Consider the following 21,552-nt stretch of genomic DNA (forward strand, 5'->3'; position numbering starts at 1 on the left):
AGCGTGTCGATCCATGAGGTTGGCGACGTGGAACGTGAACTCGATCCGCGCCCGCGTGGACCGCGTCGTCGCCTTTCTCGAGCGGGCCGACGTCGACGTGCTCGCGATGCAGGAGACCAAGTGCTCGGACGAGCAGTTCCCGCACCTGGCGTTCCAGCTCGCGGGCTACGACGTGGTCACGCACGGGCACAACCAGTGGAACGGCGTCGCCGTCGCCTCGCGGGTCGGCCACGAGGACGTCGAGACCGGGTTCGCGGGCATGCCGACCTGGGGCGACCCGCCGGCCGAGGAAGCCCGCGCGCTCGGCGTGACTTGCGACGGCGTGCGGGTGTGGAGCCTGTACGTGCCGAACGGCAGGGTCCTGGCGGACCCGCACTACGCCTACAAGCTGAACTGGCTGGACGCGCTGCGGGAGGCCGCTGCCGGCTGGGTGCGAGCAGACCCGGGGGCGAAGGTCGCCCTCGTCGGCGACTGGAACATCGCCCCGCGGGACGAGGACGTCTGGGACATGACGCGCTTCGAGGGCGCGACGCACGTCTCCCCGGCGGAGCGGGAGGCGTTCCGTGCCTTCGAGGACGTGGGGTTCACCGAGGTCACGCGGGACCTGGTCACCCAGTACACGTACTGGGACTACAAGCAGCTGGCCTTCCCGCGGAACAAGGGCATGCGGATCGACTTCGTGCAGGCCTCCCGGGCGCTGGCGGAGCAGATCACCGGGGCATCGATCGAGCGTGCGGAGCGCAAGGGCAAGGGGCCGTCCGACCACGTGCCCGTCGTCGTCGAGGTGGCCGGATGAGCGGCGGCGAGGCGTGGGCGCCGCCGGGTCGGGTCGATCCCCCGCCGAGGGAACCGGGCGAGCGGGCACCCGCCCCGGTCGGTGCTGAGGGGCCGGATCCGGCCGGCGCGGCGCCCGGCGGGCGCGAGCCGGTCAGCGTGGCGGCCCTGGTCGCCGGCGTGCTGCCCACCGGACCGGTCGCCGTCGTCCTGGGAGTCATCGGACTGGTCCGGACCCGGCGTCGCCGCGGCCGGATCTTCGCCGCCGTCGGCCTGGTGCTGGGGCTGGTGTGGAGCGGGCTCGCCGCGGTGCTCCTGCCCGCGATGCTGGACCCGGTGGTCGAGGACGACGCCTCCGAGGTGGTCGTCGTACCAGCGGTGAACATGCAGCGCGGCAACTGCGTGCGCGACCTCCCGGACGGACAGGTGACCGACGTGACGGTGGTGCCCTGCGTCCAGCAGCACGCTGCGCAGGTGATCGCTGCTGGCATGCTGCCCGAGGACGTCGGCACCACGACGCAGGCCGACCAGGCCGCCCTCTTCTGCCGGGAGCAGCTCGCCACTCTCGAGCTCGACGGAGGCGAACCGGTCACGCTGGTCGCCGCCGGCGGTCAGGTCGCATGCCTGGTCGAGTGGCCCTCGGAGGTAACCACCGACCTGGTCGGTTGAACCTTCGTCTCCGCTGCGCGCCGTCACCGCACCGATAGGCTGCGGCCCATGACGTCATCGTGGGGGCGGTCACCGACGGGACCCCAGGAGCAGCCGGGTCAGCCCGAGCCCGGACCGTACGGCCTGGAGCAGCAGGGCGGCCTCCTGACGGGGACACAGACCTACGGGGCCTCGTTCTCCTCGGGTCAGCCGTACAACTCGTTGCCGCAGCGACCGCCGACCACGTCGGCAGGCCGAACCATGGGCATCTGGGCGATCGTCGTCGGGATCCCGCTCGGACCGCTCGGGATGGTTCTGGGCTTCATCTCGTACCAGAAGGCCAAGCGCGGCAACGGCTCCCGGGCCCCCGGTGTCGGCGGCATGATCGTCGGGGCGCTGTCCGCCGCGGTGGTCACGCTGGCCGTCCTGTCCTCGGTGGCCGCGTCGCTCTCGGCCTACTCGCCGTCGGGCTCATCGCCGCAGCCGACCGGGACGGAACAGCCGGACGACCCGGCACTGAGCGGCGAAGAGGTGCCGATCGGGACGATGCAGGTGGGTCAGTGCGCGCTCGAGGTCGACCCCTCGGTGGCCGTGGTCACCCTCCTCGACTGCGCCGAGTGGCATCAGGCGGAGGTCTTCGGGGAGGTGAGCCTCGGTGAGGGCGAGTACCCGGGTGACGACGCCGTCGCCTCCGCGGCGAGCGAGCAGTGCACCGCGGCCGGGGAGAACATCGCCATCCCGGCCGACGTCGGCACATCTGCCCTCCGAGTCTCCACGCTTACCCCCGATCAGGCCGGATGGGAGCACGGGACCACCTCGGCGCTGTGCGTCCTCCTCCACATCGAGGGCCGGAACATGTCCGGCTATGTCGGCACCGACTCCTTCACCGTCCGGTAGGGCTCACCCGCTCGACCGGGACCATCGGCCGTGGGCGGCGTGCTCGGCGAGGATCGCGTCGGTCAGCGGCGGCCACACCTGCGTCGCCCACTCCCCGAACGGCTCGGCCCCAAGGAACGCCGTGGCGAGTCCGGCGTCCGGATCCACCCAGAGGAAGCTGCCCGACTGTCCGAAGTGCCCGAAGGTGCGCGGGGAGGACCGCTGCCCCGTCCAGTGGGGCGACTTGTCGTCGCGGATCTCGAATCCCAGCCCCCAGTCGTTGTGCTCCTGACGACCGAATCCGGGGAGCACGCCCGGCAGGCCCGGGAAGACCACCGTGGTGGCCTCGGCGAAGAGGTCCTGGCCCAGCAGCGTGGGCGCGAGCAGCTCGCGTCCGAGCAGGGCGAGGTCCTCGGCGGAACCGGACGCCCCGTGCGCCGGTGAGCCCTCCATCATGGCCGACATCCCGAGCGGCGCGATCACCGACTCCTCGACCCACTCGGCGAAATCGCGACCGACCGCCTCGGCAACGCGCTCGGCCAGCGTCTCGATGCCGAGGTTGGAGTAGACGCGGCGCTTGCCGGGCTCGGACAGCGCGGCGCCGGCGTCGAACGGCAGGCCGGAGGCGTGTGCCAGCAGGTGCCGGACGGTGGAGCCCTCGGGCCCGGCGGGCGAGTCGAGATCGACCATGCCCCGGTCGATGGCGACCAGTGTCGCCGTCGCCGAGAGCAGCTTGGTCACCGAGGCCCACGGGAACACGGTGGCCGGCTCGCCGTAGGTGTCGATGACGCCGTCGGCACTGCTGACGACGACGCCGACCGCATGATCCAGGTCCTGAAGGTTGCTGAAGGCGCTGTCGGAGCTCACCCGCCCAGCCTGCCACGGCCGCGATCAGGCCGTGACGGGCTCGCCGCTGCGCACGGTGAGCAGCAGGTTCGGCGCCTGAGCGCCGGACTCGAACGCCGAGGTATCCAGCTCCGCCCGGTCCACGACGACCGTGTCGCCGTCGTGCACCTCGCCGCCGAGCAGCATCCTGGCGAGCTGGTCGCCGATCTCGCGCTGCACGAGGCGGCGCAGCGGCCGGGCGCCGTAGGACGGGTCGAAGCCCTCGAACGCCAGCCACTCGCGGGCGGCGTCGGTGACCTCCAGCCGGACGCGCCGGTCGGCCAGTCGCTGGGCGAGCCGCTCGACCTGCAGGTCGACGATCGCGCCGAGCTCCGACACGGTGAGCGCGTCGAAGACGACGACGTCGTCCAGCCGGTTGAGGAACTCCGGCTTGAAGTGTCCACGGACTGCCGCCATGACGGCGTCGCGCTTCTCGGAGTCGGGCATCGACTGGTCCACGAGGAACTGCGAGCCGAGGTTCGAGGTGAGCACGAGGATGGTGTTCCGGAAGTCGACCGTGCGGCCCTGGCCGTCGGTGAGGCGACCGTCGTCGAGCACCTGGAGCAGGATGTCGAAGGCCTCGGGATGCGCCTTCTCGACCTCGTCCAGCAGCACCACGGAGTACGGGCGACGGCGGACCGACTCGGTGAGCTGGCCGCCCTCCTCGTATCCGACGTACCCGGGTGGCGCACCGACGAGCCGGGCAACCGAGTGCTTCTCGGAGTACTCGGACATGTCGATGCGGACCATGGCCCGCTCGTCGTCGAAGAGGAAGTCGGCGAGGGACTTCGCCAGCTCGGTCTTGCCCACACCAGTGGGGCCGAGGAACAGGAAGGAGCCGGTGGGCCGGTCGGGGTCGGAGACCCCGGCGCGGGTTCTGCGCACGGCATCGGACACGGACCGCACCGCGTCACGCTGACCGATGAGCCGCCGGCCGATGACGTCCTCCATCTCCAGCAGCTTCTCGGTCTCGCCCTGCAGCAGCCGCCCGACCGGGATGCCGGTCCACGCGGCGATGACCTCCGCGACCTCGTCCGCGGAGACCTTGTCCGCGATCATCGGGGCCTGCCGCTCCGACTCGGCCGCCGAGGCCTCCGCCGCCTCGGCGGCGCTGATCTCCCGCTCGACGGCAGGGATCTCGCCGTAGAGCAGCCGGGAGGCACGCTCGAGATCGCCCTCGCGCTGGGCGCGCTCGGCCTCGGTGCGCAGGCTGTCCAGCCGGGACTTGAGGTCGCCGACCCGGTTGTGCCCGGCCTTCTCGGCCTCCCACCGTGCGGTGAGGGAGGACAGCTCCTCGGAACGGTCGGCCAGGTCGGCGCGCAGCTTCTCCAGCCGCTCGGCGGAGGCCTCGTCGTCGGACTCGAGCAGGTAGGACTCCTCCATCTTCAGCCGGTCCACCTGGCGGCGGAGGGCGTCGATCTCCTCCGGGGAGGAGTCGAGCTCCATACGCAGACGCGACGCTGCCTCGTCGACGAGGTCGATGGCCTTGTCGGGCAGCTGCCGGCCGGTGATGTACCGGTCGGACAGCGTCGCCGCGGCGACGAGCGCGCCGTCGGAGATGGTCACCAGGTGGTGGGCCTCGTACTTGGGCGCGATGCCGCGCAGGATCGCGACGGTGTCCTCCACGGAGGGCTCGCCGACGAAGACCTGCTGGAAACGTCGCTCGAGCGCCGGGTCCTTCTCGATGCGCTCGCGGTACTCGTCCAGCGTGGTCGCACCCACCAGGCGCAGCTCACCGCGGGCCAGCATGGGCTTGAGCATGTTGCCGGCGTCCATGGACCCTTCGGAGGCACCCGCGCCGACGACGGTGTGCAGCTCGTCGATGAAGGTGATGATCTCGCCGTCGGAGTCCTTGATCTCCTGCAGGACGGCCTTGAGCCGTTCCTCGAACTCGCCCCGGTACTTCGCGCCGGCGACCATCGCGGCCAGGTCCAGCGCGACGATGCGCTTGTCGCGGAGGGATTCCGGGACGTCACCGTCGACCACGCGCTGCGCGAGACCCTCGACGACGGCGGTCTTGCCGACGCCCGGGTCGCCGATGAGCACGGGATTGTTCTTGGTGCGCCGGGACAGCACCTGGACCACGCGGCGGATCTCGCCGTCGCGGCCGATGACCGGGTCGAGCTTGCCCTCCCGAGCCGCGGAGGTGAGATCGTTGCCGTACTTCTCGAGGGCCTTGTAGGTGCCCTCGGGATCGGGGGAGGTCACCTTCGCGGAGCCACGCACGGACGGCAGGGCGTCCAGCAGGGCGTCTCGCTCGGCGCCGGCGCCGCGCAGGATCTCGCCAGCCGGAGAGGTGGAGGCGGCGAGCGCGATCAGCAGGTGCTCGGTGGAGACGTACTCGTCGCCGAGGGTCTGCGCCTCGTTGCCGGCGTCGGTGATCACCGTCATCGTGGCGCGGGAGGTCTGCGGCTGGGCCACGGAGCTGCCGGACGCGCCGGGAAGCGTGGCGAGCGCGGCGTTGACCCGCTGCGAGATGGCGCCACGGTCGGCGCCGACGGCGTCGAGCAGCGCGCCGGCGACCCCGCCGTCCTGCTCGAGCAGCGAGGCAAGGACGTGGACCGGTTCGAGCTGCGGGTTGCCGGCCGTCGAGGCCGACTGGATCGCCGAGGCGATCGCTTCCTGGGACTTCGTGGTGAGCTTGGTGTCCATGTGACCTCCTGTGATGCGGCTACTGACTAGTGAACCGCGACAAAGTTGAGTCTATTCCGCTCAACGTTGGCGGAGCCACCCGAGACGGCCGCCAGGTGACGGAGGACGGACGACCGCGCGACCCCGCTGTCGGCCGGTGGCCATCGCGCCTATCGTCGTGGTGCAAGGGCGCCGCCTACGACGGATCCTCGCCCGGCCAGATGCCACCAGCCTCGAGCAGGGAGGACGACCATGGGTATCCGAGACTTCGCTGACAAGGCCAAGGAATCGCTGAACACCGAGAAGGGGGAGAACGCCACCGACTCGGCGTTCGACACGGTGTCCGAGAAGGCAGACCGCCTGACCGGAGGCCGGTACAGCGACAAGATCGACAGCGCTCGCGAGACCGCCGACGAGCGAATCGGCAACGAGGACCAGCAGTCCGGCGGGGACACCACCGGCGAGGCCGGTCGGGCCGGGAACCAGGGTCGCGAAGGCCGCTAGTCCCGACACCGCCGGCCAGCAGGTGCGGTCCACCGCGAATCCGGCGACGATCGTGCAGGACACACGAACGTGGACCGACGGAGGTCACCATGAGCACTCCCGAGAACGACGAGACCGAACGGCCCACGGGTCCGGCCGGCACCCCGGTCGTCGGCGGCGGTCAAGGGCATACCACGCCGGAACGGACCGGCGGCACGAGCACCTCCGGCACGGCCGGTGTACCGGTCGGCCCGGGAGGCACCGAGCCACCGGGACGGGGCACCGGCGGACCGTCGCCGGAATCGGCAGAGTCGGCAGAGTCGCCCGAGGAGTACCCCAAGGGACCCGGGCCGTCGCCCGGCACCATTCCCGCGAACGACTCCCCCGCCTCGCCGCAGACCCCGGACATGCCGGACGACCCCGCGAGTCCCGGGCCGCCGCCCGGATCGGTGCCGGGCCGCTAGGCCGCGGGCAGCCCGGGCGCGAATGCCGGCCACGGGTCGGCGGCCTCGAGCGCCGCGGCGAGTGCCAGCAGGGTCTCCTCCCGACCCGTCCGGGCGCCGAGCATGACCCCGAACGGCAGCTCGACGCCGTCCACGACGGCGCGGTGCAGCGGGAGGCTCACCGAGGGCGCGCCGATGATGTTCCAGGTCGACGTCCACGGTGTGAAGGCCCGCTGGGCCCGGAAGTCGCCGGCCGGGTCCTCGTCGTCGCGCAGCGAACCGATCGGCACGGGCGGCTGGGCCAGGGTGGGGCTGAGGACCACGTCGACGTCCGACCAGGCGAGCGCGGTCTGCCGGGTGAGCCGCTGCAGTGCGGCGACGGCGTCGGCGTACTCGGCGCCGGAGAAGCCACGCGCCAGCTCGCGGAGCCACCGGGTGAGCGGGACCAACGAGGACTCCGCCTCCGGCGGCACCGGTGCCTGCAGCACGCCGACCGCCCACAGCGGCATGAACGCCTCCCACTGCTCCGCCGAGTAGGGCGCCGCCACGGGCTCGAGATGGTGCCCCATCCGCTCGAGCAGCGTGGCCGCCTCGTCGACGGCGGCCAGCGCCTCGGCGTGCACCGGTGCGACCGTCGCGGCGATGGGTTCGGTCAGGACACCGACGCGCAGGCGGCCGGGGTCGCGCTCGCAGGCCTCGAGGAACGTGCCCTGCGGCGTGGGGAGATGATAGGTCTCCCCCGGCCACGGCTGGGAGAGCACGTCGAGGAACGCGGCAGTGTCCCGCACCGTGCGCGTCAGCACGCCGTCGATGGCGAGGCCGGGACCGTCGACGCCGTACGGACCGCGCGAGACGCGGCCACGGGACGCCTTCAGACCGACGAGCCCGCACGCCGAGGCGGGGATCCGCAGCGACCCTCCACCGTCATTGCCGTGCGCGGCGGGCACGATCCCGGCAGCCACCGCGGCGGCCGCGCCGCCGCTCGAACCACCGGCCGTGCGGCTGGTGTCCCACGGGCTGCGCGCCGGTGGGGCGACGTCGGGCTCGGTGTACGGGGGCAGGCCCAGCTCTGGCGTGTTCGTCTTGCCGACCATGACCGTGCCGGCACCACGGAGCAGGGTCGCCACGCCGTCGTCGAACGGGGCGACGAAGTCCTCCAGCGCGGCGGAGCCGGCCCGGAACGGCAGGCCGGCCACCATCGTGAGGTCCTTGATGGGGACCGGCACCCCGAGAAAGGGCGGGAGCGCCGCGGGGTCGACGCCGCGGGAGCCGGCGAGCAGCTCGGCGGCCTCGTCGGCGTGCGCCCGCGCGCGGTCGTCGGCGACGTGGACGAACGCGCCGACGTCCGGGCCGAGGCGGTGGGCACGGTCGAGCGTGTGGTCGACCACCTCGTCGGGCGAAACCTCGCCCGTACGGATCGCGTCGGCGAGCTCGAGGGCGGACAGCTCGTGGATCTCGCTCATCCTCCGACCGTAGCGGTCGACCGGCGCCCGGCACCGCTCGCTGTTGCAGGTCTTCAGGCACCGCCGCAGACTCGAGCGTGGCGTGCCGACCGGGTACGCCCGATGGAAGGAGAACCCGATGGGCGTCGCAGACAAGGGCAAGGACTTCCTCGACAGCGAGGAGGGGGAGAAGACCAGCGACGACGCGCTGCAGAAGGGCTCAGACTTCGCCGACAAGAAGACCGGCGGCGAGCACACCGAGCACCTCGACAAGGGGACCGACGCCGCGGACAAGAAGGTCGGCGACGAGTAGCACCGCGCGCGCGGCGTGCCGCGCGCGCGGGACGCAGCCGGGGGCCGCGGCCTTCGTCGTCTCATCGCGCTGCCGCTCTCGACCGGCGTGATGAGATAGCTCGATGACGAGAACCACAACAGCCAACTCGGACGCTGCCTCCGCGGATCAAGAGATCGATCCGCACGCCTGGCTCGAGGAGGTCGAGGGCGAGGAGCAGCTGGCCTGGGTGCGCGAGCGCAACGCCCATGCCGAGTCCACTCTCGGGGGAGCCCGGTTCGCGCGGATGCGGGACCAGATCCTCGAGGTCCTCGACTCCACCGACAAGATCCCGGCGGTGGTCCAGCGCGGGAAGCACCTGTACAACTTCTGGACCGACGCGGAGCACGAGCGCGGCATCTGGCGCCGCACCACCTGGGACTCCTACCGCAGCGAGCACCCGGAGTGGGAGGTCCTGATCGACGTCGACGCGCTCAACGTCGAGGAGGAAGCGAACTGGGTGTGGCACGGCGCCCACGTGCTGAAGCCGTCCTACACCCGGGCCCTCGTGTCCCTCTCGCGCGGCGGCTCGGACGCCGACCTCACCCGTGAGTTCGACCTGGTCACCAGGACCTGGGTCACGGACGGCTTCATCCGCGACGAGTCCAAGGGCGGCATGGGCTGGGCGGACGAGTCCGGCGACGAGGTCTACGTCTACAGCGACTTCGGCGACGGCTCCATGACGACCTCCGGCTACCCGCGCACGGTGCGCCGCTGGCGGCGCGGGACCCCGATCGATGAGGCCACCGAGATCTACGCCGGTGAGGCGACCGACATGTTCATCGGCGCCGGCCGCGACCACACGCCCGGCTACGAGCGCGACGTCGTCTTCCGCCACCTCGCGTTCTACAAGTCCGAGATGTACCTCCTCGGCGACGACGGCGGCCTCACCCTGATCGACGTGCCACGCTCGAGCGAGCCGGACCTGTTCCGGGAGTGGCTGACCGTCGAGCTGCGGGAAGACTGGACGCCGGAACATGAGGACGGCACCGCCCCGACGACGTACCCGGGCGGCTCGCTGCTCGCCGTCCCCCTGGACGCCTTCCTGGCCGGCGACCGCGCGTTCGAGGTGCTGTACGCCCCGACCCCTTCCACGTCTCTCGCCGGGGCGACGTGGACGCGTCACCACCTCGTCCTCAACGTCCTCGACGACGTGACGAACCGGCTCGAGGTCCTCACCCCGCCGGAGCCGGCGTCACGGGGACCGTGGCGGCGCCGGCCCCTGGACCTGACGGCGGACGGGCGCGCCGGGGCGGTGGTCCCGCCGCTGGCGACGATCGCCGTCGGTGGGGTGGACTCCGCCACCGAGGACGCGCTGTGGCTGACGACCACGGGTTTCCTGACGCCGACCACGCTGGCCCGCCTGGACCTCGACGACGACGACGGCGCGACGACGTCGATCGAGCCGCTGAAGTCGCTGCCGACCTACTTCGATGCGTCGGGTCTGCGGGTCGAGCAGCATTTCGCTGCGTCCGACGACGGAACGCGGGTGCCGTACTTCCAGGTCTCCCGCGAGGGCGCCGGCCAGGACGGGCCCGCACCGACGCTGGTGTACGGCTACGGCGGGTTCGAGATCTCCCGGGTGCCGACGTACTCCGCGGGCATGGGCCGGGCGTGGCTCGAGCGCGGCGGCGTGTACGTCGTCGCCAACATCCGTGGCGGCGGCGAGTACGGGCCCCGTTGGCACCAGGCCGCGCTCAAGGAGAACCGGCACCGGGCCTACGAGGACTTCGCCGCCGTCGCGCGTGACCTGGTGGCGCGGGGCGTGACCGACGTGGACCACCTCGGCGCCCAGGGTGGCTCGAACGGCGGCCTGCTCATGGGCTACATGCTCACCCAGTACCCGGAGCTGTTCGGGGCGATCGTGTGCCAGGTGCCGCTGCTGGACATGAAGCGCTACTCGCACCTGCTGGCCGGTGCGTCGTGGATGGCCGAGTACGGCGACCCGGACGATCCCGAGCAGTGGGAGTTCATCCGGACCTTCTCGCCGTACCACCTCTTCGATCCCGACGGCGACTACCCGCCCGTGCTCTTCACGACCTCGACCCGGGACGACCGCGTGCACCCGGGGCACGCCCGCAAGATGGTGGCGAAGATGCTCGACGCCGGCATGGACGTGACCTCGTACGAGAACATCGAGGGCGGGCACGGCGGCGCGGCGACCAACGCGCAGGCGGCCTACCTGCAGGCGCTGGCGTTCGAGTTCCTCTGGCAGCGCATCGGATGAGCGCCGACGGCTGCCTGTTCTGCCGCATCGGCGAGGGCTCCGAGGCCGCGAGCGTCGTCCACGCCGACGAGATCGTCGTGGCCTTTCTCGACACGGCACCGGTCAACCACGGTCATGTGCTGGTGGCACCGCGCGCGCACGCCGTCGGGCTGGCCGACCTGCCGGATGCCGACGGTGTGCAGGTGTGGCGCGTGGCCCACCGGATCGGCGCGGCGCTGCGCTCGGACCAGGCGTGGTCGGACGGGGTGAACCTGCACCTCTCCGACGGCGTCGCGGCCGGTCAGAGCGTCGAGCACGTGCACCTGCACGTCATACCCCGGTGGCCGGAAGACGGGCTGCGCATCGTCGAGGACCACCCGCCAGGGCGGCCGGCACGCGAGGAGCTGGACGACGTCGCCGCACGCCTGCGCGAGCTGACTTCATGTTAGGTCAACTTCACAAAATGAGGAGGGACATCAACCCGCCGGCCATGCCAGTAATTGCTATCGCCCAACCGACGCGGTTTACTGCTGTGCTCGTGACCAGGCGGCTCCGAACGAGCTGGATCACCACAGCGCCAACCATCATCAGCGCCGAGAACCAGTGCCACGGGTCCCTTTCCATAGGCGACTCGAGTACCGACCCGACGATCATCCCTGCGAGGGCCACCACACCCACCAGGAGCCACGTGTGCACCCGTGAGACCTGGATATGCCGGCGCTCCGGCAAATCCACACCTGTTCGTTCGCTCTCCTGGTTCGTCCTCATCGTTCAGAGCAACTTGCCCCTTTGCCGCCTGATGGTCAGCAGGTCGAACAAGACACTTCAGTCCGATTGCAACAGTGCAGCGCAACCGTCGCACAAAAATATACCAAGACATGCGGCAATTGCGGGTGGATAAACAAGAGTCGCGCACTGCCCACACGACTTAGCAACGCACCAGCCGTCGTAATCGACACAACGTTCCCGTCGTGGCCGGCATGTGTACCGGCCACAACAGGTCGAGTCGCAGCCAGATGCACTAACGCGAGTGTCTAAGGCGCCATTCTGGCTCGACGCCAGTACGGTGATGCTCTCAGCTTCGGTTCCCGACACCTCCAGCAACTCCGCGTACGAGCGCACCTCATCCGTATCGCGCCCTGAGTCAAACGCGACGGCGACATGCGAGTCGTCGATGATCAAGGCTGTTCCTAGAGCGCGACCCGTCCCCCGCTCTTCCGCGAACATGGCGCGGAAGCGCCCGTTCGAAGATTCCAGCAGAGTTTCGGATGGGGCCATCCACAAGTCGACCCTTCCCAGAGTCTCCGTTCGAGGAGACATAGCCGTTGTCGAAAGCTGACATGGCCGCGAATCCCGCAGCTCCAATCACCGCTACCGAATCCGCTGCCTGCAGCACGTTGCTCATGTCGGCTGTCCGGATCCGCTCAGCAACATTTTCGGAAGCGGGGATGGCGGGACGCAACTTCGGGCTCGGCCTGCGACCACCGGTTGCCCACGCGGCGGTCGCCGGTGTCAGGAATGCTGCTGTCGCGATCGCCCCGACGACTACCTTGCCGAACTGGGACCTCGTGATGCCACCTTCCGCGCCCGAGGTTCGAGGGGATGTCGAGCCCACCGCCTTGGCGAGCCGCCAAGACGCTCGTATCCCGAGAGCCCGGGACACCTGGACAGCGAGACCCAGCCCCTTCCATGCACGGACTTGGCCACCGTCCGATACTTCGACCAACGTCGGCGTCCACGGCGGGTCATCGCCATAAGCCTGTCTACGCCAACCGAGCATCCGTGGATCCTCAAGGCTGAGTACTTCGATCTTCTGCTGAGCATCGTCGATCTCGCTCGAGATCGCCCGACACTTTGCACAACTTGCGTCAAAACCCAAGAAGGTTGGCATGGCGGCTAGCCCCCTCGCCGCCGGAACTGCTGTGCACGTTCAAATATTCCAACATGGCGCATATCGGGTCGTCAAGGGCCCTTCATTGGCACCGCCAATTCACCCTAGATTAACCGACACTGAGTTCTATGTGAACCGCCTTTAACGCTTCATGGTGGCTGGCCTGGGCCAGGTGGCAGAGTGGTGCCGCGACACCCGGACGTGATCCGGCTCCACGGAGGATCTCGCCTCTGCCTGCTCCGCTTCCGGACTCATCACCGGTCCCTCGCTCCCTCGTCGCGGCCAATGTCGTCATAGTAAGCACCGTAACGCGCGGCTCGGCCCTTCGAGAGTGTTGATCCGGTCGCTATAGCAGCAGGATCAACACTTTCGTCAGCGCGGCAGGTGCTCGTAGCTCTGGCCGTGCGGACCCGTGAGAGCGACGGGCACGCCGTCGCGGGCGAGGACGAAGCGCCCGCCCGGCTCGACGGTCAGCTTCCCGGCCACCGAGGGCAGCACGCCCGCGCCCTCGTTGCTGAGCCACGTGACGTCGAGGTCACGGACCAGGTCCACGAACCGCTCGCGCCGTGTGCGATCGAGGTAGACGAGCACAGCACTGTGAAGGACGACGATCGTGGCGTCGTGGGGCGCCTCCGCGACCAGGTCCGGGAGCGTCTCGAGCAGGTCGCCACGGACGAGGCGCGGCGGGTCGGACGCGACGAGCTCCGCGCCGCACGGATGCGTCGCCGCCGGTCCTGGTGCTCCGGCCAGGCGAGCGTCTCGAGCCAGCCGACCTGGTCGGTGTCGCGCACGTCGATCGGGTTCAGGTCGATACCGGCCGCCAAGCCACCACGGGCATGCGGTCGGGGACGTCGGTGTGATCGGTGCGCAGGGCAGCTCCACCGCGCTGGGCCCGGTCGACGGGTCGAGCCGGACCTCTCCCGACGGCGTCTCGTACCGGTAGCTGTAGCGGTCGGGGTAGAGGCACAGGCCAGCCACGTCCACCGGCCCAACGTACGTCGGCCCGCAACCGTTGCCCGTGCCGTCGGCCGTGCCGGTCCGGCCGGTGGTAGGGATCACTCCCGTCCCGGCCGGGTAGTTCTCACCATCGAGTTCCGGGGCAGGCCCTGATAGTTCTGGTCCCCGACGTCGGTGCGCAGATGACGCGTCCGTGCGGAGACGAGAGGAACACGATGATCTTTTGGTCCTGGGGACGGCGGAGCCTCAACCGGCAGGTGTCACCCGACCACGTGGTGGTGTTGACCTACGGCTACTTCACGTTGATGTTCATCTTCTCGGTGGCTTATCGGTACCGCTACCAGCTGGCCACAGCCACGCCGCAGGGCTGGGCTGCCCGCTCGGTGTCCGACGACGAGGCGCTGCAGATGCTCGGCACCCGACCGCTCGTTCCCAACCTGTGGCGGCGCTTCAGCATCTTCCTGATCCCCATCGGCGTGGCCGTGGCCGTCCTCGTCTCCACCGCCGTGAGCTGACCGGTCGGGGTCAACGGCGCGACGGGGGACGCCAGAGCACCATCGCCCCGGACGACGAGGTCGAGACCCGCCGCACCCGCGTGCCGCGCGGAACCGCGACGACGTCGCCGGCCTGGTCGGCGGCGAAGATCCGCTTCCCGGGGTCCGCGGCGAGGCGGAGCCGCTCGTTCTCCTCACGGACCCGCTCGAGCTCGCGCTCGAGGTCGAGGATCCGCTTGATGCCGGCGAGGTTGACGCCCTCCTCGTGGCTGAGGCGCTGCACCTCGCGCAGCCGTCCGACGTCGCGCATGGTGTACCGCCGCCCGCGTCCGCGCGTGCGGCGAGGCTCGACGAGGCCGAGCCGGTCGTACTGCCGCAGGGTCTGCGGGTGCATGCCGGCGAGGCCGGCCGCCACCGAGATGGTCAGCACCGGCGCGTCCTCACGCCTGTCCGCCATCGCTCTGCCCTCCCTGATCACTGTGGTGCCACATGCAGGAACGGCCGGGCAGGAGTGCCTGCCCGGCCCGACGCCCCCGGCCGTGTCATCGCGAGGCCAGCTCCCGCAGGCCCTCGCGCGGGTCGACGCCGTCGTTGGCCTCGGCGAACGCCTTGACGGCCTCCTTCGCCTTGCTCGACAGGCGGCTCGGGACGACGACGTTGACGGTCACCAGCAGGTCGCCGTCGGGGCCGTTCTTCTGGCTCAGTCCCTTGCGACGGACCCGCAGCGTCCGGCCCGACGGCGTACCCGCCGGCACCTTGACCTTCACCGTGCGTCCGTCCAGTGTCGGCACCTCGATGGTGGCGCCGAGCGCCGCCTCGTCGAAGGTGATCGGCACCGTCAGCCGCAGGTTCTTGCCGTCCAGGGTGAACAGCGGGTGCGGCTCGACGTGGACGGTCACGATGAGGTCGCCCGCCTCGCCGCCGGCGACGCCGGGACGGCCCTTGCCGCGCAGACGGATCTTCTGGCCGTCGTGCACCCCGGGCGGGATGCGGACCGTCATGGTCCGGCCCTCGGTCGTCAGCTGCACCGTCGACCCCTCGACGGCGTTGCGGAACGGCAGCCGCGCCGACGTCGTGACGTCAGCGCCGCGCTGCGGGCGGCGCCGCGAGCCGAATCCGCCGCCTCCGAACATGCCGGAGAAGATGTCCTCGAACCCGGGCTGACCCTGAGCACCGGTGGTGGACGTGTACCGCATCCGCGGACCGCCCGCCCCCGTGCTGCTGCCGAACATGTCGCCGAACAGGTCCTCGAAGCCGGCGCCGGACGACGGTCCGCCGCTGCCGGCGGAGAACCGGGCGCCGCCGCCGGCCATGGTGCGCAGGGCGTCGTACTGCTTGCGCTGCTCGGGGTCGGAGAGCACGGCGTACGCCTCGCCGACCGACTTGAACTTCTCCTCGGCCTTCGGGTCACCCGGGTTCTTGTCCGGGTGGAACTGGCGAGCCTGCTTGCGGTAGGCCTTCTTGATCGCGTCGGCGTCGGCGTCCTTGGGCACGCCGAGAGCGGCGTAGAAGTCCTTCTCCAGCCAGTCCTGACCAGTCAAGACCTACCTCCTCGATCGTGCGGTGCCGCGGCGGTTGCTGTCCCGCCGCGGCACCACGAATACGGATCCGCTCATCGATGTCTACTCAGGGCTGCTGACCGCCACCCGGGCCGCCCGCAGCACCTTCTCGCCGGCGCGGTAGCCGGGCTGCAGGACCTGCGTGACGGTCGTCGCCGTCGCCTCGGGGTCCGCGGTGTGCATGAGTGCCTCGTGCACCTCCGGGTCGAACTCCTCGCCGACGTCGCCGAACCGGGTCAGCTGGAACCGCTGGGTGAGCGTGCTCTCCAGCTTCTCCGCGATCGATGCGAACGGCCCTGTCAGATCGCCGTGCTGCCGGGCGAGCTCGACGTCGTCGAGCACTCCCATCAGGGCCTCCAGCACCTCGTTGGCGCCGACCTGCCGCTGGTTCACGGCCTCGCCCTTCGAGCGGCGCACGTAGGCGTTGTACTCCTGCTGGAGGTTGTAGACGTCCGCGTTGCGGCGCGCGAGCTGGTCCTGCAGGTCGGCCGCCTCGGCCCGGGCCTCGGCCACGGGGTCGGCGGCGCCCACGTCCCCCGCGGGCGGCGGCCCGACGGTCCCGGACGCGTCCTCCGGGACGATGCCGTCCGCCGCCTCGGCGATGTCCGGGCCCGGGCCGCCCGACCCCTCGGCGGGGGCGCCGCCGTCGTTCGACGACGGCGCCTCCTCGTCGGCCGTGCGGATCTTGCCCGTCACCGGGTCGATCTTCCGGCGGTCACGCACGACGGGCTTCTCGTAGTCCTCGGCACGCTCGTTGTCAGATGCACTCACTTCTTGTCCTCGTCATCCACAACTTCGGCGTCGACGACGTCCTCGTCCGAAGAGCTCTCGGACGTGCCGGCCTCCTCCGAAGGAGCGCCCTCGGCAGCCGGCTCGCCGTCGCCCTGCTGGGCGTAGACAGCCTCACCGATCTTCTGGCTCTTGGTGGCCAGGTCGCTCTGGGCGCTCTTGACGGCCTCGATGTCCTCGCCCTCGAGCGCCTTCTTCAGGGCGTCGATGGACTCCTGGACCTCGGTCGCGACGTCGTCGGCGAGCTTCTCCTTGTTCTCGTTCAAGAGCTTCTCGGTGGAGTAGACCATCTGCTCGGCGGTGTTCCGGGTCTCGGCCTCCTCGCGACGCTTCGCGTCCTCAGCGGCGTGGGCCTCGGCCTCCTTGACCATCCGGTCGATCTCCTCCTGAGGCAGAGCGGAGCCGCCGGTGATCGTCATCGACTGCTCCTGGCCGGTGCCACGGTCCTTGGCGGAGACGTGCACGATGCCGTTCGCGTCGATGTCGAAGGTGACCTCGATCTGCGGCATGCCGCGGGGAGCCGGGGCGATGCCGGTCAGCTCGAAGGTGCCCAGCGGCTTGTTGTCCCGGGCGAACTCGCGCTCGCCCTGGAAGACCTGGATCAGCACGCTCGGCTGGTTGTCCTCCGCGGTGGAGAAGACCTCGGAGCGCTTGGTCGGGATGGCCGTGTTGCGCTCGATGAGCTTGGTCATCACGCCGCCCTTGGTCTCGATGCCGAGGGAGAGCGGGGTGACGTCGATCAGCAGGATGTCCTTGCGGTCACCCTGGAGGACGCCGGCCTGCAGGGTCGCGCCGATGGCGACGACCTCGTCCGGGTTCACACCCTTGTTGGGCTCCTTGCCGCCGGTCAGCTCGCGCACGACGTTGGAGACCGCCGGCATGCGGGTCGATCCGCCGACCAGGACCACGTGATCGATGTCGCTCAGGGAGATGCCGGCGTCCTTGATGACGTTGTGGAACGGCTGCTTGGTCCGCTCCAGCAGGTCGGACGTCATCTCCTCGAACGCGGCGCGGGTGAGCTTCTCGTCCAGGTGGATGGGGCCGGACTCGCTCATGGAGAGGTACTGCAGCGAGAGGTTGGTGCTGGTCGCCGAGGACAGCTCCTTCTTGGCCTGCTCGGCGGCCTCACGCAGCCGCTGCAGGGCGATGCGGTCCTTGGACAGGTCCACGCCGTCCTTGTTCTTCACCTGCTTGACGAGCCAGTCCACGATCCGCTGGTCCCAGTCGTCGCCACCGAGACGGTTGTCGCCGTTGGTGGCACGCACCTGGATGGTGGAGAAGTCGTCGTCGTCCTTGCCGACCTCGAGGAGGGAGACGTCGAAGGTACCGCCACCGAGGTCGAAGACCAGGATGAGCTCGTCCTCCTTGCCCTTGTCCAGGCCGTAGGCGAGGGCCGCGGCGGTGGGCTCGTTGATGATGCGCAGGACGTTGAGGCCGGCGATCTGGCCGGCGTCCTTGGTCGCCTGGCGCTCGGCGTCGTTGAAGTACGCCGGCACGGTGACGACCGCGTCGGTGACCTCCTCGCCCAGGTAGGACTCGGCGTCGTTCTTCAGCTTGCCGAGGATCCGCGCGGAGATCTCCTGCGGCGTGTAGGTCTTGTCGTCGATCTCGTGAGACCAGTCCGTGCCCATGTGCCGCTTGACCGAGGAGATGGTGCGGTCCACGTTGGTGACGGCCTGCCGCTTGGCGACCTCACCGACCAGGACCTCGCCGGACTTGCTGAACGCGACGACCGACGGGGTGGTCCGGGAACCCTCGGCGTTGGCGATGACGGTGGGCTCGCCACCCTCCAGGACGGCGACCACCGAGTTCGTGGTTCCGAGGTCGATACCGACAGCTCGTGCCATGTGTCTGTGCTCCTTCGTTCCGGTGCCCAGCGCGTTCACGCCGGGTCTTGAGCCGTATGCACTCAAGTCTGCGTCCTCTGCGCGTTGATGTCCAACTCGGGAGGCCAAAACTTGAGTCTGCCTGGCTCAACTAACGAAGTGGTGCGTTTGTTCCCGGCACCGGACGGACCGTGGCACGCTGGCCACACCATGGCACCAGACCCGGCACCCCAGCCTCCGACCCGTCGCCGCCCGGCCAAGCGCCTCGTCCAGCTCGGCGTGCTCGCCCTCGTGGTGGCGGCCACCGTCACGATCCTGGTCATGCCGCTCTACACGGTGGAGTCGGGAGCAGCGGAAGTCACCTCGGGCCGGTTCCTGGAGGTCAACGGCCCCTGGGCGGTCGTGGGCATGATGGTCCCGATCGCCGTGGCACTCCTGCCGCTCTTCACGCGTGGCAGGGCGTGGCAGTCGCTGTCGATCGCGTCCGCGGCACTGCTGACGATGTTCGTCCTGGCCGCGTTCGCGTCGATAGGTTTGTTCTACGCGCCGGCGGCGGTGGCCGCGATCGTGGCCGCGTGCCTGCCCGAAGCACCTCGGACCTAGCGCCGTGCTGCGGCACCCGCACAGCCGTAGCCGACAACGACCCCAGCCACATCACCGACACGCGCCGCGACGCGCAGGGCAGTGGTTACATCTCAAGTGAGTCTGGCGCTAAAAGCCCCCGCCGACGCGGCGAAGTCAAGCACTCGTCATCGGCGCTCTTGGATACCTCGCATGGCCGAGCTGAACGACGTGCTGGACCCGCTGCGGGCCCTCACGCAGGACATGGCAGAGTCTCGTCAGGACCGCGGCTGACGGCGAGAGCGGGCGATCGGGACCGCGTCAGCGGACGGCCGCCGCGAGCGCCGGCTCGTCCGGCGTCGGCCCTGCCAACGAGCGGGCATGCGTGCTGCGCAGCGTGCGGGGGCTGACCCCGTAGCGCGCGACGAAGGCCTGGCGCATGCTCTCGGCCGAGCCGAAGCCGCATCGCCGTGCGATCTGAGACATGGACAGGTCCGTGGAGGAGGCGAGCTTCGCGGCGAGCTCGAGGCGGATCCTGCGGACGGCACTGGCCGGAGGGCCGTGAAGGTGCTCGTGGAACAAGCGGTTCAGCTGACGGGGGCTCACCCCGACCAGCTCGGCGAGGGCGCTGGTCCGCAGGTCGCCGTCGGGATGGGCGACCACGTGGTCGAGGACGCGTTTGACGAGCGCGTGGTCGGTCCGGGGCGCTTCCGTGAAGATGCTCATCTGAGCCTGGTTGCCGGGCCGCTGCAGGTAGGTGACCATGCCCATCGCCACCCAGCGGGCGAGCTCGGCGCCATGGTCCTCCTCGATGAACGCCAAGGTGAGGTCCAGCGAGGCGGTGACGCCGCCCGACGTCGCCAGCTTGCCGTCTCTGATGTAGACCGGCGCGGAGTCGACACAGACCCGTGGAAAGTGCGCGGCGAGCTCGGCCGCGTAGAACCAGTGCGTGGTCGCACGCCGCCCGTCGAGGAGCCCTGCGGCTGCCAGCACGGTGGCACCGGTGCACACCGCCGCCACCCGGCGCGCCGGGCCGGCGAGACGCCTGACCTGCCGCAGGAGCTCGAGACTGCGCCCGGCTGCCTCGTGACCGAGTCCTCCGGTGACGATCACGGTGTCCACCGCGGACACCTGGTGGATCGCGCACTGCGCGCCGAGCCTCAGCCCGGAGTCGCAGACGATGTCGCGACCGTCCAGCGTGGCGAGCTCCACGTGGTACCTCGGCCGGGCACCGAGGCGGTTCGCCAGCTCCAGGGACGAGGTCACGGACGCGATGTCGACCAACTCGGCAGCGTCGTACCCGATCACGAGCACCTCACGGTCGGCCATACCTCAGGGTAGGCAGCGATCGCGATTCCGGTCGGCCACATTTCCCAGGAAGTCGGCCAGGGCGCCGCTCCGGGCCGCGGTCGTCGGCATCCTTGTGCTCACGCCGCTCGGACCGAGGCGGCCGCAACGAACGGACGAGGGGCGAGACCATGACCGCGAGTAGCCACACCATGGTTGGCGAGCCAGGCACCGGGACCGGAGCGGTCCCCCAGCCCGAGTCCGGAGCCTTCCTGGCCACCTGGATCGTCGTCGGAATCGCATCAGGTCTGGGGCTGACCTACGGGCTGGCGGTGATGCACGACGGAACGATCGTGGACGGCACGACGACGCTCACCCCCGCTACCGCCGTCGGGGTCGCGGCACTGTGCTACCTGGCGGCGGCCGCGACGACGACCCGTTGGGTGGCCTGGCTCGGGGTCCCGGTGTTCAGCGGCCTGGCATTCGCGGGCCTGCTCGTGCCGCTCCCGTGGTGGGCGCTGTTCGGGCTCGTGGCCGCCGTCCTGCTCGTCGTCGGGCGCCTCGTGGGCGCCGGCCGTGTCACCGCCGTCCAGGGGGCCGCCTTGTTCGGCTTCTTCGGGATCGCGGTCCTCGCCCTGCACCTTGCTCCCCGGGCAGGTCTGGCCCTCGCCGGCGCGGTGCTGGCGGCGCACGCCCTCTGGGACATCCGGCACTACCGTCACGACATCGTCGTCGACCGCTCCATGGCGATCTTCTGCATCGGCCTCGACGTCACCGTCGGCGCGCTCTGCGTCGTCCTCGCGATCGTGTCGTGACGCCGTCTGCCTTCAGCACCACGCGATCAACCCTGAGGAGAGCATCGTGACCGTTACCTACACCTTCGACGTCTTCTCCAGCCTCGACGGCTTCGGTGCCGCCGGCGGCAGCTGGACCGGCTACTGGGGCAAGCAAGGCCCCGAGCTCCTCGACCACCGCCTCCGCCTGTACGACCAAGAGCAGCGGATGGTCTTCGGAGCCCGAACGTACCGGGCGTTCGTGCAGATGCTCGCCTCCAGCACCGAGGACTCCGACGTGCGCGACCCGTGGGTCACCCGCATGCGCAACCTGCCGGCAACAGTCGTCTCGACGACGTTGGCAGGACCCCTCGACTGGCCGAACGCGAGCGTCGTGCACGGCGACGCGGTCGACGTCGTCGCCCGGCTCAAGGAGGAGTCCGCGCTGCCGTTGCGCTCGCACGGCAGCCTGTCGATGAACCGGGCGCTGATGGCCGCCGGGCTGGTCGACCGCATCCAGGTCACGCTCTTCCCGGTCATCACCGGGCAGACCGGACTCGACCCGATCTTCCAGGGCGCGGCCGACTTCGACCTCGAGCTGATCGAGCGCCGCACGCTGGACGGCCACATTCAGGAGCTCGTCTACCACCCCATCCTGCATGGCTGAGTCGGTCGGTCGGCGAGAGCTGAGACCCG

General features: G+C 70.3%; 20 protein-coding genes and 1 pseudogene. 12 read left to right on the forward strand and 9 right to left on the reverse strand.

What is annotated here, in order from left to right; genetic code table 11:
• Positions 1–13 precede the first annotated feature (13 nt).
• The 3 genes from ABD907_RS04925 to ABD907_RS04935 are packed head-to-tail and all read left to right on the forward strand — an operon-like array spanning position 14 to position 2,319.
• On the forward strand, positions 14–796 hold the full coding sequence (locus ABD907_RS04925) for an exodeoxyribonuclease III (protein WP_345215342.1): 783 nt from the start codon (positions 14–16) through the stop codon (positions 794–796).
• Positions 793–1,443 (forward strand): hypothetical protein, encoded by a 651-nt coding sequence (locus ABD907_RS04930; RefSeq protein WP_345215343.1) that lies wholly within the window; start codon positions 793–795, stop codon positions 1,441–1,443. Before ABD907_RS04925 ends, ABD907_RS04930 begins: the two co-directional genes overlap by 4 nt.
• 48 nt (positions 1,444–1,491) lie before the next feature.
• Positions 1,492–2,319, forward strand: coding sequence for a septum formation family protein (locus ABD907_RS04935; RefSeq protein WP_345215344.1), 828 nt, complete (start codon positions 1,492–1,494; stop codon positions 2,317–2,319).
• 3 nt (positions 2,320–2,322) lie between these two features.
• Here ABD907_RS04935 and ABD907_RS04940 read toward each other — a convergent pair whose 3' ends face one another.
• Positions 2,323–3,165 carry a serine hydrolase domain-containing protein gene (locus ABD907_RS04940; RefSeq protein ID WP_345215345.1) on the reverse strand — a complete coding sequence of 281 codons (843 nt, stop codon included), beginning with the start codon at positions 3,163–3,165 and terminating at the stop codon, positions 2,323–2,325.
• Between the two features lie 24 nt (positions 3,166–3,189).
• Complete coding sequence (gene clpB / locus ABD907_RS04945) at positions 3,190–5,835, reverse strand: ATP-dependent chaperone ClpB (protein WP_345215346.1); 2,646 nt, start codon at positions 5,833–5,835, stop codon at positions 3,190–3,192.
• A gap of 231 nt (positions 5,836–6,066) precedes the next feature.
• Between clpB and ABD907_RS04950 the strand changes: the two genes are divergently transcribed.
• Positions 6,067–6,318, forward strand: coding sequence for an antitoxin (locus tag ABD907_RS04950; RefSeq protein ID WP_345215347.1), 252 nt, complete (start codon positions 6,067–6,069; stop codon positions 6,316–6,318).
• An 89-nt stretch (positions 6,319–6,407) separates the two neighbouring features.
• The gene (locus tag ABD907_RS04955; RefSeq protein WP_345215348.1) at positions 6,408–6,761 is read left to right on the forward strand and encodes a hypothetical protein; all 354 of its coding nucleotides are present in this window, start codon (positions 6,408–6,410) and stop codon (positions 6,759–6,761) included.
• Here the strand turns inward: ABD907_RS04955 and ABD907_RS04960 are convergent.
• The gene (locus ABD907_RS04960; RefSeq protein WP_345215349.1) at positions 6,758–8,203 is read right to left on the reverse strand and encodes an amidase; all 1,446 of its coding nucleotides are present in this window, start codon (positions 8,201–8,203) and stop codon (positions 6,758–6,760) included. The two genes, ABD907_RS04955 and ABD907_RS04960, sit on opposite strands and share 4 nt — an antisense overlap.
• Positions 8,204–8,321: 118 nt before the next feature.
• Between ABD907_RS04960 and ABD907_RS04965 the strand changes: the two genes are divergently transcribed.
• From ABD907_RS04965 to ABD907_RS04975, 3 genes are all read left to right on the forward strand, one after another.
• Positions 8,322–8,495: an antitoxin gene (locus ABD907_RS04965; RefSeq protein ID WP_345215350.1), complete on the forward strand. Its 174-nt coding sequence runs from the start codon at positions 8,322–8,324 to the stop codon at positions 8,493–8,495.
• A 103-nt stretch (positions 8,496–8,598) separates the two neighbouring features.
• Entirely contained in the window at positions 8,599–10,740 is a 2,142-nt protein-coding gene (locus ABD907_RS04970; RefSeq protein ID WP_345215351.1) for a prolyl oligopeptidase family serine peptidase, read from the forward strand.
• A complete protein-coding gene (locus tag ABD907_RS04975) occupies positions 10,737–11,168 on the forward strand; it encodes an HIT family protein (protein ID WP_345215352.1) in 432 nt (143 codons plus the stop codon). The genes ABD907_RS04970 and ABD907_RS04975 overlap by 4 nt, the downstream gene beginning before the upstream one ends.
• 1,814 nt (positions 11,169–12,982) lie before the next feature.
• On the opposite strand, the pseudogene ABD907_RS04980 reads toward ABD907_RS04975, so the two are convergent.
• Positions 12,983–13,401: pseudogene (locus ABD907_RS04980) on the reverse strand (DUF2332 family protein).
• Positions 13,402–13,782: 381 nt separating this feature from the next.
• On the opposite strand from ABD907_RS04980, the gene ABD907_RS04985 reads away from it, so the two are divergent.
• Positions 13,783–14,082: a hypothetical protein gene (locus ABD907_RS04985; protein ID WP_345215353.1), complete on the forward strand. Its 300-nt coding sequence runs from the start codon at positions 13,783–13,785 to the stop codon at positions 14,080–14,082.
• A gap of 10 nt (positions 14,083–14,092) precedes the next feature.
• On the opposite strand, the gene ABD907_RS04990 is transcribed toward ABD907_RS04985, so the two are convergent.
• From ABD907_RS04990 to dnaK, 4 genes are all read right to left on the reverse strand, one after another.
• Positions 14,093–14,518: a heat shock protein transcriptional repressor HspR gene (locus ABD907_RS04990; protein WP_345215354.1), complete on the reverse strand. Its 426-nt coding sequence runs from the start codon at positions 14,516–14,518 to the stop codon at positions 14,093–14,095.
• Between the two features lie 85 nt (positions 14,519–14,603).
• A complete protein-coding gene (locus ABD907_RS04995) occupies positions 14,604–15,602 on the reverse strand; it encodes a DnaJ C-terminal domain-containing protein (RefSeq protein ID WP_345215355.1) in 999 nt (332 codons plus the stop codon).
• Positions 15,603–15,683: 81 nt separating this feature from the next.
• On the reverse strand, positions 15,684–16,391 hold the full coding sequence (locus ABD907_RS05000) for a nucleotide exchange factor GrpE (protein ID WP_345215356.1): 708 nt from the start codon (positions 16,389–16,391) through the stop codon (positions 15,684–15,686).
• Positions 16,388–18,256 (reverse strand): molecular chaperone DnaK, encoded by a 1,869-nt coding sequence (gene dnaK / locus ABD907_RS05005; RefSeq protein WP_345215357.1) that lies wholly within the window; start codon positions 18,254–18,256, stop codon positions 16,388–16,390. Before dnaK ends, ABD907_RS05000 begins: the two co-directional genes overlap by 4 nt.
• Positions 18,257–18,445: 189 nt before the next feature.
• Between dnaK and ABD907_RS05010 the strand changes: the two genes are divergently transcribed.
• Positions 18,446–18,838 carry a hypothetical protein gene (locus ABD907_RS05010; RefSeq protein ID WP_345215358.1) on the forward strand — a complete coding sequence of 131 codons (393 nt, stop codon included), beginning with the start codon at positions 18,446–18,448 and terminating at the stop codon, positions 18,836–18,838.
• A gap of 279 nt (positions 18,839–19,117) precedes the next feature.
• On the opposite strand, the gene ABD907_RS05015 is transcribed toward ABD907_RS05010, so the two are convergent.
• A complete protein-coding gene (locus ABD907_RS05015; RefSeq protein WP_345215359.1) occupies positions 19,118–20,125 on the reverse strand; it encodes a GlxA family transcriptional regulator in 1,008 nt (335 codons plus the stop codon).
• A gap of 149 nt (positions 20,126–20,274) precedes the next feature.
• On the opposite strand from ABD907_RS05015, the gene ABD907_RS05020 reads away from it, so the two are divergent.
• Positions 20,275–20,898: a hypothetical protein gene (locus tag ABD907_RS05020; RefSeq protein ID WP_345215360.1), complete on the forward strand. Its 624-nt coding sequence runs from the start codon at positions 20,275–20,277 to the stop codon at positions 20,896–20,898.
• 46 nt (positions 20,899–20,944) lie between these two features.
• Positions 20,945–21,523, forward strand: a complete 579-nt coding sequence (locus tag ABD907_RS05025) for a dihydrofolate reductase family protein (RefSeq protein ID WP_345215361.1) — start codon at positions 20,945–20,947, stop codon at positions 21,521–21,523.
• The last annotated feature ends 29 nt before the right edge of the window (positions 21,524–21,552 follow it).

The sequence above is a fragment of the Georgenia halophila genome, assembly GCF_039541595.1.

What these genes read in the sequence shown, in the direction of transcription:
- ABD907_RS04975 (WP_345215352.1), top strand. Translation starts at nt 10,737, where the DNA reads ATGAGCGCCGACGGCTGCCTGTTCTGCCGCATCGGCGAGGGCTCCGAG.
- ABD907_RS05020 (WP_345215360.1), top strand. Translation starts at nt 20,275, where the DNA reads ATGACCGCGAGTAGCCACACCATGGTTGGCGAGCCAGGCACCGGGACC.
- ABD907_RS05010 (WP_345215358.1), top strand. Translation starts at nt 18,446, where the DNA reads ATGGCACCAGACCCGGCACCCCAGCCTCCGACCCGTCGCCGCCCGGCC.
- ABD907_RS04970 (WP_345215351.1), top strand. Translation starts at nt 8,599, where the DNA reads ATGACGAGAACCACAACAGCCAACTCGGACGCTGCCTCCGCGGATCAA.
- ABD907_RS04960 (WP_345215349.1), bottom strand. Translation starts at nt 8,203, where the DNA reads ATGAGCGAGATCCACGAGCTGTCCGCCCTCGAGCTCGCCGACGCGATC.
- dnaK (WP_345215357.1), bottom strand. Translation starts at nt 18,256, where the DNA reads ATGGCACGAGCTGTCGGTATCGACCTCGGAACCACGAACTCGGTGGTC.
- ABD907_RS05015 (WP_345215359.1), bottom strand. Translation starts at nt 20,125, where the DNA reads ATGGCCGACCGTGAGGTGCTCGTGATCGGGTACGACGCTGCCGAGTTG.
- ABD907_RS04930 (WP_345215343.1), top strand. Translation starts at nt 793, where the DNA reads ATGAGCGGCGGCGAGGCGTGGGCGCCGCCGGGTCGGGTCGATCCCCCG.
- clpB (WP_345215346.1), bottom strand. Translation starts at nt 5,835, where the DNA reads ATGGACACCAAGCTCACCACGAAGTCCCAGGAAGCGATCGCCTCGGCG.
- ABD907_RS04985 (WP_345215353.1), top strand. Translation starts at nt 13,783, where the DNA reads ATGATCTTTTGGTCCTGGGGACGGCGGAGCCTCAACCGGCAGGTGTCA.
- ABD907_RS04950 (WP_345215347.1), top strand. Translation starts at nt 6,067, where the DNA reads ATGGGTATCCGAGACTTCGCTGACAAGGCCAAGGAATCGCTGAACACC.
- ABD907_RS04990 (WP_345215354.1), bottom strand. Translation starts at nt 14,518, where the DNA reads ATGGCGGACAGGCGTGAGGACGCGCCGGTGCTGACCATCTCGGTGGCG.
- ABD907_RS04965 (WP_345215350.1), top strand. Translation starts at nt 8,322, where the DNA reads ATGGGCGTCGCAGACAAGGGCAAGGACTTCCTCGACAGCGAGGAGGGG.
- ABD907_RS04955 (WP_345215348.1), top strand. Translation starts at nt 6,408, where the DNA reads ATGAGCACTCCCGAGAACGACGAGACCGAACGGCCCACGGGTCCGGCC.
- ABD907_RS04935 (WP_345215344.1), top strand. Translation starts at nt 1,492, where the DNA reads ATGACGTCATCGTGGGGGCGGTCACCGACGGGACCCCAGGAGCAGCCG.
- ABD907_RS04925 (WP_345215342.1), top strand. Translation starts at nt 14, where the DNA reads ATGAGGTTGGCGACGTGGAACGTGAACTCGATCCGCGCCCGCGTGGAC.